12 protein-coding genes are annotated in these 9418 nt (G+C 56.9%); all 12 read left to right on the forward strand.

What is annotated here, in order from left to right; genetic code table 11:
- Nucleotides 1-183: 183 nt before the first annotated feature.
- Nucleotides 184-657, forward strand: coding sequence for a 50S ribosomal protein L15 (gene rplO / locus J7382_RS04390; RefSeq protein WP_209067467.1), 474 nt, complete (start codon nt 184-186; stop codon nt 655-657).
- 108 nt (nt 658-765) lie between these two features.
- Nucleotides 766-2130: a preprotein translocase subunit SecY gene (gene secY / locus J7382_RS04395; RefSeq protein WP_058238298.1), complete on the forward strand. Its 1365-nt coding sequence runs from the start codon at nt 766-768 to the stop codon at nt 2128-2130.
- Nucleotides 2127-2702 carry an adenylate kinase gene (locus J7382_RS04400; RefSeq protein WP_209067470.1) on the forward strand — a complete coding sequence of 192 codons (576 nt, stop codon included), beginning with the start codon at nt 2127-2129 and terminating at the stop codon, nt 2700-2702. The genes secY and J7382_RS04400 overlap by 4 nt, the downstream gene beginning before the upstream one ends.
- Before the next feature lie 174 nt (nt 2703-2876).
- A complete protein-coding gene (locus J7382_RS04405; protein WP_209067471.1) occupies nt 2877-3461 on the forward strand; it encodes a YceI family protein in 585 nt (194 codons plus the stop codon).
- Nucleotides 3462-3528: 67 nt separating this feature from the next.
- Nucleotides 3529-3903: a cytochrome c family protein gene (locus tag J7382_RS04410; RefSeq protein ID WP_058238301.1), complete on the forward strand. Its 375-nt coding sequence runs from the start codon at nt 3529-3531 to the stop codon at nt 3901-3903.
- A gap of 76 nt (nt 3904-3979) precedes the next feature.
- Nucleotides 3980-4465, forward strand: coding sequence for an RNA polymerase sigma factor (locus J7382_RS04415; RefSeq protein WP_247744794.1), 486 nt, complete (start codon nt 3980-3982; stop codon nt 4463-4465).
- Nucleotides 4455-5213 carry a hypothetical protein gene (locus J7382_RS04420; protein WP_209067476.1) on the forward strand — a complete coding sequence of 253 codons (759 nt, stop codon included), beginning with the start codon at nt 4455-4457 and terminating at the stop codon, nt 5211-5213. The genes J7382_RS04415 and J7382_RS04420 overlap by 11 nt, the downstream gene beginning before the upstream one ends.
- A gap of 366 nt (nt 5214-5579) precedes the next feature.
- The gene (rpsM, locus tag J7382_RS04425) at nt 5580-5948 is read left to right on the forward strand and encodes a 30S ribosomal protein S13 (RefSeq protein ID WP_209067477.1); all 369 of its coding nucleotides are present in this window, start codon (nt 5580-5582) and stop codon (nt 5946-5948) included.
- Between the two features lie 15 nt (nt 5949-5963).
- The gene (rpsK, locus tag J7382_RS04430) at nt 5964-6353 is read left to right on the forward strand and encodes a 30S ribosomal protein S11 (protein ID WP_058238305.1); all 390 of its coding nucleotides are present in this window, start codon (nt 5964-5966) and stop codon (nt 6351-6353) included.
- Nucleotides 6354-6469: 116 nt separating this feature from the next.
- Nucleotides 6470-7486, forward strand: coding sequence for a DNA-directed RNA polymerase subunit alpha (locus tag J7382_RS04435; protein WP_058238306.1), 1017 nt, complete (start codon nt 6470-6472; stop codon nt 7484-7486).
- A 135-nt stretch (nt 7487-7621) separates the two neighbouring features.
- A complete protein-coding gene (rplQ, locus tag J7382_RS04440; protein WP_058238307.1) occupies nt 7622-8041 on the forward strand; it encodes a 50S ribosomal protein L17 in 420 nt (139 codons plus the stop codon).
- A gap of 137 nt (nt 8042-8178) precedes the next feature.
- The gene (locus tag J7382_RS04445; protein WP_209067478.1) at nt 8179-9348 is read left to right on the forward strand and encodes an FAD-binding oxidoreductase; all 1170 of its coding nucleotides are present in this window, start codon (nt 8179-8181) and stop codon (nt 9346-9348) included.
- Nucleotides 9349-9418: the final 70 nt, after the last annotated feature.

Here is a 9418-nt window from a genome sequence, read left to right on the forward strand (position 1 = left end):
GCGTTTTGTTTTGAGAGAGGCGGTCGTGGATGGCAGGTGCCGAGGTTATCTTCAACATTGCAAAGCGTGCGGCCAGCGTCTATACGCGCCCAGTGGCGTTCTGCGCTGCATAGAATCAAAACCAAGAAAAGCCGTGTTTGGCCCGAAACGCTTCGTGGGTCAGTTCCGGCAAGGAGAAGCGATATGAAACTGCACGAACTGCGCGACAATCCTGGCGCAACTAAGAAACGCATGCGCGTTGGCCGTGGCCCCGGTTCCGGTAAAGGTAAAATGGGTGGCCGTGGTATCAAAGGTCAGAAATCCCGTTCGGGTGTGGCGATCAACGGCTACGAAGGTGGCCAAATGCCATTGTACCAGCGTCTGCCTAAGCGTGGCTTCAACAAGCCAAACCGCAAGGCATTTGCTGTTGTAAACCTGGGCCTGATCCAGAAATTCGTCGACGCCAACAAACTGGATGCTTCCGCAGCGATCACCGAAGATGCGCTGATCTCTTCCGGTCTGGTCCGTCGTAAACTGGACGGCATCCGCGTTCTGGCCAAAGGCGAAGTGACCGCAAAGCTGAACATCGAAGTGACCGGTGCCTCCAAAGCAGCCGTTGAAGCTGTCGAAAAAGCAGGCGGCTCTCTGACGGTCAAAACCGCGCCAGCGGCTGAATAAGAGGTTGTGAGCGGGCCATTCCCCGCTTACATAATCTTCCAAGTTTTCCTAACGCCGCCAAACCGGAAAACGGTTCTGGCGGCGTTTCCAGTTTAAGAGAGAACCTACATGGTATCTGCAGCAGAGCAAATGGCGGCCAACACCAGCTGGGCCGCGCTTGGAAAAGCCACCGATCTGCGCAATCGCATCCTCTTCACCTTGGGTTTGTTGATTGTCTATCGTCTTGGCACCTGGATCCCGGTTCCGGGCATCGATGGTGTGGCGCTTCGTGAATTCATGGAGAGCGCAGGCGCAGGGATTGGCGGTATTCTGTCGATGTTCACCGGCGGCGCATTGGGCCGTATGGGGATTTTTGCTCTGGGCATCATGCCATATATCTCGGCCTCCATTATTGTTCAGCTTCTGGGCTCCATGGTGCCCGCCCTTGAACAGCTCAAGAAAGAGGGTGAGCAGGGCCGTAAGAAGATGAACCAGTACACCCGCTACGGTACGGTGTTTCTGGCTACGCTGCAGGCCTATGGCCTTGCGGTGAGCCTTGAGGCTGGCGATCTGGTGACCGATCCGGGCATGTTCTTCCGCTTCAGCTGTCTCGTGACACTGGTGGGGGGCACCATGTTCCTGATGTGGCTGGGTGAGCAGATCACCGCACGCGGCATCGGCAACGGCATCTCTCTGATCATCTTTGTGGGCATCGTGGCTGAACTGCCAGCGGCTCTGGCACAGTTCTTTGTTTCTGGCCGTACCGGTGCGATCAGCGAATTTGTGATTGTGGCCGTGATTGTCATGGTGATTGCCACCATCGCCTTTGTGGTCTTCATGGAGCGGGCGCTGCGCAAGATCCACATTCAGTACCCCCGTCGTCAGGTGGGTATGAAAGTCTATGACGGCGGCTCTTCTCACCTGCCGGTGAAAGTGAACCCGGCGGGCGTGATCCCGGCGATCTTTGCAAGCTCTCTGCTGCTGCTGCCAACCACGATTTCGACGTTCTCCGGCAGCCAGACTGGCCCGATCATGTCCACGTTGCTGGCCTATTTTGGCCCCGGTCAGCCGCTCTATCTGCTGTTCTTCGTGGCGATGATCGTCTTCTTTGCTTACTTTTATACGTTCAACGTGAGCTTCAAGCCTGATGAAGTGGCCGACAATCTGAAAAACCAGAACGGCTTTGTGCCTGGCATCCGCCCTGGTAAGCGCACCGCCGAATACCTTGAATATGTGGTGAACCGCATTCTGGTGCTGGGGTCCATGTACCTTGCGGCAGTTTGTCTCCTTCCGGAAGTTCTGCGTGGTCAGTTTGCGATCCCCTTCTATTTTGGCGGCACCTCGGTTCTGATTGTGGTTTCTGTGACCATGGACACCATTCAACAGGTGCAGAACCATCTGCTGGCCCATCAGTATGAGGGGCTGATCGAAAAATCGCAGCTGCGCGGCAAAGGTAAAAAGCGCGGCGCACGTAAGGGAGCTTCTCGTCGATGAACATTATTCTGCTTGGCCCACCCGGCGCCGGTAAAGGAACTCAGGCTGGCCGTCTCGTTGAGAAGCGTGACATGATCCAACTGTCCACCGGAGACATGCTGCGTGCGGCAAAGACTTCGGGTACGGAAATGGGCAAAAAGGTCGCTGAGGTCATGGACCGTGGCGAGCTTGTCACCGACGAGATCGTGATCGGCCTGATCCGGGAACAGCTTGAAGGTGACAAGAAGGGAGGCTTCATTTTTGATGGTTTCCCCCGGACGTTGGCTCAGGCAGATGCGCTGGCTGCGTTGCTGGAAGACTGTGGCGAAACACTGGATGCCGTGATTGAAATGCAGGTGGATGATGAGGTTCTTGTGGACCGCATCGTCAACCGCGCCAAAGAGGCGGTTGCAGCAGGTGGTACCGCCCGGGCTGATGACAATGAGGAGAGCCTGAAAGTGCGCTTGATGGCGTATTATAAGCAGACCTCTCCGCTGATTGGCTATTACCATGCCAAAGGCAATCTGACCGCGATTGACGGTCTGGCCTCAATGGATGAGGTGGAAGCCTCGATCTCTGCCATTCTCGGATAAGACCGGCAGTTCTGAATTTTAAAAGCCCTCGGTCATGCCGGGGGCTTTTTTGCTTTTGCCGAGATAGCGGCGGTTTCGTTGCACGGCAAAAAAGTTGAAAAACTTTTGAATAGTTTTCGGCGGGGGCGCGTTACCCTCTTGAATAGGCAATTTCGCCTAGAACAGGAGGACGAAATGAAGACCCTAGTGAAAACAGTTGCAGCGATGATGATGTTGGCCAGCCCGGTACTGGCGGGTGGTCACGAAAAATGGTCGGCTGTGGAGGCGGAAAGCGTGATCGCTTTTGGCTCGATCAAAGGCAATGAATTTGGCGAAGTGCACACTTTTGACGGGGTGACCGGCAAGGTGAATGAGAAGGGTGAAGTGGCTGTGTCCATTGCGCTGTCTTCCATTGAAACCAACATTGATATCCGCAACGAGCGCATGATTGAGCATGTGTTCAAGGCTGCGGATGCTAAGGCGCAGCTTAATGGTGAAATCGATTTCGACGAAGTTCATGACCTGAAGGTCGGCGACACCACTGTTGTGGATTTTGAAGGGGTGCTGAGCCTTGTTGGCGTAGAAGCCGATGTGGAGGCGGAGATGTTTGTGGCGCGCATTGCTGAAGATCGCGTGCTGGTGACCACCGCAAATATGATCATGCTCTCCACCGAAGATTTGGGCATCACTGCGGGTGTGGACAAACTTAAGGAGCTGGCAAGCCTGGACAGCATCACGCGGGTGACACCGGTGACCGTTCGCATGGTTTTTGAGAAATAAGCCGCTGAGCTACTGAGCCACGGGCGCGGGGCCTTTGCCACGCGCCTTTCGCAAGGAGAATTTGGAAATGCACAAGACGGCCATGGTGGCTTTGGTTCTGACACTGGGCGGGGGCATGGCTTTCGCGGAGGGGGATGCCAAGGCGGGAAAGAAGGTTTTCAAGAAATGCAAAGCCTGTCACAGCCTTAAAGAAGGGCAGAACAAAGTGGGTCCGACATTGTATGGTGTTTTGGGGGCTGAGGCAGGCGCAGTAGAAGGCTTTCGCTACTCCAGTGCGCTTCAGGAGGCAGGCATTGTCTGGGACGATGAGGCACTTTCCGCCTTTCTGAGTAAGCCCAAGGCATTTGTGCCAGGCACGTCGATGGCGTTTCCTGGATTGAAAAAGCAAGATCAGATTGACGATCTCCTGGCCTATTTGCAGAGTGAGCAGAGCGAACAGTAAAGCAAACAGTCAGGTGACACTCTAGATGTTGACCCCATGGAAGCGGCGCTCAGCTCAAGGTGAGGTTGAGGCGGGCTTGCCCCAGATTTTTCCGCGTGTTTGGCGCTATGCCTATTCCCTGTCAGGGACGCGGGATGGTGCAGATGATCTGGCGCAGGCGGCCTGCCTGCGGGCGATGGAGCGCGCGCGTCAGTTTCAAGCGGGCACACATTTGGACCGATGGGTTTTTCGGATCACGCGGAATCTCTGGGTAAGTGAACTGCGCAAGGCGCAGGTGCGTAAGCAGGGTGGTCTGTCGGTGGTTGATGCCGAAGAGATCGCAGATCCTGGGCAAAATCCGGAGCGTGATTATGACCGGCGGGAAGTGCTCAAAGCGGTGCTTGACCTTCCGGAAGCCCAACGAGAGACCGTGTTTTTGGTCTATATCGAGGGCTATTCCTATAAGGAGGCAGCGGAGCTTCTGGAGATTCCGCTGGCCACCGTTATGAGCCGCCTTGCCACCGCGCGAGGGCGTTTGAGCCAAAAGTTTCGCGACCAAGAAGGTGTGAGCGATGCAAAATAAAATGATCTCTGATGAAGATCTGGTTGCCTATCTGGATGGGGAGGCGGATCCGGCAACCATTGGCCGTATTGAGGCGGGCTTGCGTCGGGAGGCAGATGTGCGGCGGCGGCTTGATCATCTGCGGTTGGATGTAGAGGCCCTGAAGGACAGCTTCGCGTTGCTGGAACCGCCCGTTTTTACCATGCCTGAAGCAGCCCCTGCGCGCGGGCGCGCCGCCGCGGCGGCTGTGCCTGTGTGGGGAACGGTGGCGGCGGCCTGTGTGGCGCTGGTGGTTGGCTTCGGTGCGGGGCACTGGCAGCAGGGGGCGGATGCGCCCAAAGGCTGGATGGCCTATGTGGCGGCCTATCAGGCGCTCTACAGCCCGGCGACGCTTGCGGCCATTGATCAGCCGCAGGAGGTCCTGCGCAGCGAGTTGGCGCGTGTGTCTGATGCGGTGGGCAAAGACATTGATCTGGCGCAGTTGGAGGGATTGGCGGATGTCACCTACAAACGTGGCCAGGTGCTGAGCTTCAAGGGGCGGCCTTTGGTGCAACTGGCCTTTGCCACGCCAACCGGGGTGCCGATCGCCTTCTGCATCATCGAAAAGAAAGAGGCCACAGCCCCGTCAGATCAGATCGCGACCCTGGAGCTTGAAGGGCTCAGCGCGGCGCAGTGGACGGATGGTCTGCATGATTATGTGATCATCGGCGGACAGGACACAGCTTTGATCGAGCGGCTGGGGGGGCAGTTGCAGGCGATGCAGATTTGAAGGTGCTAAGCGCCATTGAGCGCGGGGGCTTCGATGGTTTGGGTTTCTCCGGAGTTTTGGATATCGCAATGGGAACTTTGTTAAGAAGGGGCGGGACAAAAACGATGGGCCTGAAGGCGTTGTCTTGAAGGGAATGCAGCTTGTCGCCACAAAGGCAGAGCGGGATCACGCAAGTCACTTGACACCCTTCTCAAACCCCCATAAATCACCTCATCTCTTAACGGAGAATCAAGTCTTTGCGCGTGGGTCGCACCCATGTTGCAAGATCACCTGATCAGCTGAGGCCCGGCCGCAAAAATGCGTCGGGCTTACGTTGTGAAAAAAGGTTCTGGAATGACGGAACCGCAACGAAAAGGAAAGTGACACGTGGCACGTATTGCCGGCGTAAACATCCCGACCCACAAACGGGTCCCGATCGCCCTGACTTATATCACTGGCATTGGTCCAGCCTCTGCCAAAGAAATCTGCGAATCCGTGAACATCGACGCAACCCGTCGTGTGAACGAACTGTCTGACGCAGAAGTTCTGTCCATCCGCGAGCACATTGATGCAAACTACACCGTTGAAGGTGACCTGCGTCGTGAAGTGCAGATGAACATCAAACGTCTGATGGATCTCGGCTGCTACCGCGGTCTGCGCCATCGTCGTAACCTCCCGGTCCGCGGTCAGCGTACCCACACCAACGCACGCACCCGTAAAGGTCCTGCGAAGCCGATCGCCGGCAAGAAGAAGTAAGGGAGGGTTTGATCAATGGCACGCGATAAGACTCGTACGAAGAAAAAAGAGCGTAAGAACATCGCTTCTGGTGTTGCGCATGTGAACTCCTCGTTCAACAACACCAAGATCCTGATCTCTGACGTTCAGGGCAATGCGATCTCCTGGTCCTCTGCTGGTTCCATGGGTTTCAAGGGCTCCCGTAAGTCCACCCCATATGCCGCTCAGATGGCTGCAGAAGACGCAGGCAAAAAAGCGCAGGATCACGGTGTGAAGACGCTGGAAGTGGAAGTTCAGGGCCCAGGTTCTGGCCGTGAATCCGCGCTGCGCGCTCTGGCTGCAATCGGTTTCAACATCACATCCATCCGTGACGTGACCCCGATCGCACACAACGGCTGCCGCCCTCCAAAGCGCCGCCGCGTCTAAGCGACACAGAATTCCTTTGGGGCCGCGTGTTTTTGCACGGCCCCATTTCGTCATTTTGAAACCTCGGGCGTCTGGTTCATTTGGAACATGGGAGCCAGACAAGAATGGAGGGACGCATGATCCACAAGAATTGGGCAGAACTGATCAAGCCGACCCAGCTTGAAGTAAAGCCGGGCAACGACCCTGCGCGCCAGGCCACTGTTGTGGCAGAGCCGCTGGAGCGTGGCTTTGGTCTGACATTGGGCAACGCGCTGCGCCGCGTTCTGATGAGCTCGCTGCAAGGCGCGGCCATCACCAGCGTTCAGATCGACAACGTACTGCATGAGTTTTCGTCTGTTGCCGGTGTGCGTGAAGACGTGACCGACATCATCCTGAACCTGAAGGGCGTGTCCCTGCGCATGGAAGTGGAAGGCCCTAAGCGTCTGTCCATCAATGCAAAAGGTCCGGGTGCAGTCACTGCTGCGGATATCTCTGACAGTGCAGGCATCGAAGTGCTGAACAAAGAGCATGTGATCTGTCACCTGGATGACGGCGCAGACCTCTATGTTGAGCTGACCGTGAACACCGGCAAGGGCTATGTCTCTGCGGACAAGAACAAGCCGGAAGATGCGCCTATTGGTCTGATGCCAATTGATGCGATCTACTCCCCGGTCAAGAAAGTGTCTTATGACGTGCAGCCGACCCGTGAAGGTCAGGTGCTGGACTATGACAAGCTGACCATGAAAGTGGAAACCGACGGTTCCATCACACCAGAAGATGCCGTGGCTTTTGCTGCGCGCATTCTGCAGGATCAGCTGTCCATCTTCGTGAACTTTGATGAGCCAGAATCTGCGGGCCGTCAGGAAGAAGATGATGGTCTGGAGTTCAACCCGCTTCTGCTGAAGAAAGTGGACGAGCTGGAACTGTCTGTACGCTCTGCGAACTGCCTGAAGAACGACAACATTGTCTACATCGGCGATCTGATCCAGAAGACCGAAGCAGAGATGCTGCGCACCCCGAACTTCGGACGCAAGTCTTTGAACGAGATCAAAGAAGTGCTGTCCGGCATGGGGCTGCACCTCGGCATGGACGTCGAGGATTGGCCACCGGACAACATCGAAGATCTGGCCAAGAAGTTCGAAGACAACTTCTAAAGGTGCGCATTCATTGCGCACCTTCACAGACAAATGCCCGGAGGTGCCGGGGAAGACTGGGCTTTCCGCCCCAAGGTGAACCGGTGACACGCATCACTGGTCTGACAAAGCAAAACGCGAATTAGGAGAAATCAAATGCGTCATGCTCGTGGCTATCGCCGCCTGAACCGTACTCACGAACACCGTAAAGCCCTGTTTGCCAACATGGCGGGTTCCTTGATCGAACACGAACAGATCAAAACCACCCTGCCTAAGGCAAAAGAACTGCGCCCTATCGTTGAAAAGCTGATCACGCTCGCAAAGCGTGGCGACCTGCACGCCCGTCGTCAGGCGGCTGCACGTCTGAAAGAAGATCAGTATGTTGCAAAACTGTTCGACGTTCTGGGCCCACGCTACGCAGAGCGTAAAGGTGGTTACATCCGCATCATGAAAGCCGGCTTCCGCTATGGTGACATGGCGCCGATGGCGATCATCGAATTTGTGGATCGTGACGTTGATGCAAAAGGCGCGGCCGACAAGGCCCGCGTGGCAGCGGAAGACGCCGCCGAAGAATAATCTCCATCTGGATCAACCAGATGCCTGGACCCCTGCCAGAATGGCGGGGGTCTTTTTGTTTGTGGATTTGTGTTTGCCCATGGCGTTTTTTTCGAGAGCACGCCATGGTTGCGCCGTCAACTTAAGGGAATGGCACCATGGCATGTGATGTGATCGTGATCGGGGCGGGGCTCTGGGGCAGTGCTTGTGCGCGCCATCTGGCAGAGATGGGGGCGGATGTTGTGTTGGTTGGCCCGGCTGAACCCGCCGATGCCGCCACCCACAGCGGCGTGTTTGGCAGCCACTATGATGAGGCGCGGATCACGCGCCGTCTGGCCAGCGACCGGGATTGGGCGCGGTTTGCCGATGCGGCTATGAGCCGCTACTCGGTGTTGGAGGGCGTGGCTGCAAAGCCAGTGTTCCATCCGGTGGGGGCCTTGATGGCGGGCGTTGAACAGGGTGTGGGCAGCGCCTTTATACGCGAGACGGTCGCCGTGGCGGATGACCTCGGCACGGCGTATGAAAGCTATCAGGGGGAGGGTTTAAAGGCGCGCTTCCCGTTTTTCTCCTTCCCAGAAGGGGTGCGGGCGCTTTACGAGCGCGACGGCGGCTGGATCAATCCGCGCGCGCATGTGGCCGCGGAAATTGCACTGACGCAGGCCAATGGGGTGATTTGGCATCAGACAGAAGCTGTCGGAGTGGAGGAGAGCGCGGCCCATGTGGAGGTGTGCTGCGCCAATGGTGCGCGTTTCAAGGCCGCGCGGGTGGTGATCGCCTGCGGGGCGTTCTCCAAAGCGGAAACACTTTTGCCCGCGCCTGTGCCGCTCACATCTTATGCGCGCACCATAGCCTTTCTGGAGATCGATGCGGCAGAAGCGCGGCGGCTGCAAGAGATGCCATCGCTGGTCTATGTGCCACCGGGCACGGATCGGGACAGCTATGTGTTGCCTCCTGTGCTCTACCCAGATGGGAAGACCTATCTCAAAATTGGCGGGGATCCTGAGGATCATGCTCTGGACACGGTTGCGGAACTCAAGGACTGGTTCCGCGGAGGCGGCGATGCGGCTGTGGCGGCAATGCTGGCTGCGCAATTGCAGGATCTGATGCCCGGATTGGCCTGTCGCGGTGTGCGCCATGGCAGCTGTGTCACCTCCTTCAGCCCATCTGGCAAGCCTTTGATCTATTCGGCGTCTGAGCGCAGTGTGGTGTTAACGGGCGGCAATGGTGCGGGGGCCAAATGTGCGGATGAGATTGGCCGCTTGGGGGCCATACTTGCACAGGGCGGTGATCTGGCTGCTCAGGGATATGACGCGGATTTTCTGCCTTGATCAGCGACGGGAGCGCGCTTGCAATCACGGTAGCGGCTGCGCATATCTGAGGCTGGACCAAAGAGAGGAC

Source organism: Shimia sp. R11_0 (assembly GCF_017744035.1).
GTDB lineage: Bacteria > Pseudomonadota > Alphaproteobacteria > Rhodobacterales > Rhodobacteraceae > Shimia > Shimia marina.

Coding starts and splice junctions, on each gene's coding strand:
- rplO (WP_209067467.1), top strand. CDS start 184: ATGAAACTGCACGAACTGCGCGACAATCCTGGCGCAACTAAGAAACGC.
- rpsK (WP_058238305.1), top strand. CDS start 5,964: ATGGCACGCGATAAGACTCGTACGAAGAAAAAAGAGCGTAAGAACATC.
- rplQ (WP_058238307.1), top strand. CDS start 7,622: ATGCGTCATGCTCGTGGCTATCGCCGCCTGAACCGTACTCACGAACAC.
- J7382_RS04420 (WP_209067476.1), top strand. CDS start 4,455: ATGCAAAATAAAATGATCTCTGATGAAGATCTGGTTGCCTATCTGGAT.
- J7382_RS04445 (WP_209067478.1), top strand. CDS start 8,179: ATGGCATGTGATGTGATCGTGATCGGGGCGGGGCTCTGGGGCAGTGCT.
- J7382_RS04400 (WP_209067470.1), top strand. CDS start 2,127: ATGAACATTATTCTGCTTGGCCCACCCGGCGCCGGTAAAGGAACTCAG.
- J7382_RS04435 (WP_058238306.1), top strand. CDS start 6,470: ATGATCCACAAGAATTGGGCAGAACTGATCAAGCCGACCCAGCTTGAA.
- J7382_RS04405 (WP_209067471.1), top strand. CDS start 2,877: ATGAAGACCCTAGTGAAAACAGTTGCAGCGATGATGATGTTGGCCAGC.
- secY (WP_058238298.1), top strand. CDS start 766: ATGGTATCTGCAGCAGAGCAAATGGCGGCCAACACCAGCTGGGCCGCG.
- J7382_RS04410 (WP_058238301.1), top strand. CDS start 3,529: ATGCACAAGACGGCCATGGTGGCTTTGGTTCTGACACTGGGCGGGGGC.